The sequence below is a fragment of the Achromobacter sp. SIMBA_011 genome (assembly GCF_046535435.1).
Taxonomy (GTDB): Bacteria; Pseudomonadota; Gammaproteobacteria; order Burkholderiales; family Burkholderiaceae_B; genus Achromobacter; species Achromobacter dolens.
Genome location: NZ_JAWRWN010000639.1, coordinates 1 through 264 on the forward strand (window position 1 = coordinate 1; position 264 = coordinate 264).

The window sequence follows — 264 nt, forward strand, 5'->3', positions numbered from 1 at the left end:
GCAGAAGAAGCTCGACATCCTGTCGAACGAGATCCTGCTCGACGCGAACGAATGGGGCGGCAACCTCGCCGCGATGGCGTCGGAGGAAATGGAAACGTTCTTCCCGATCCCCGCGAACTACCCGCGCGGCGAATACCTGCTCGTGTTCGATCCGCTCGACGGCTCGTCGAACATCGACGTGAACGTGTCGATCGGCACGATCTTCTCGGTGCTGCGCTGCCCGCACGGCAAGCAGGCCACCGAGGAATCGTTCCTGCAACCGGG

1 pseudogene is annotated in these 264 nt (G+C 62.9%); it reads left to right on the forward strand.

From position 1 onward, the window contains the following. Window positions 1-264: pseudogene (locus SB816_RS32520) on the forward strand (fructose-bisphosphatase class I); the annotation flags it as partial.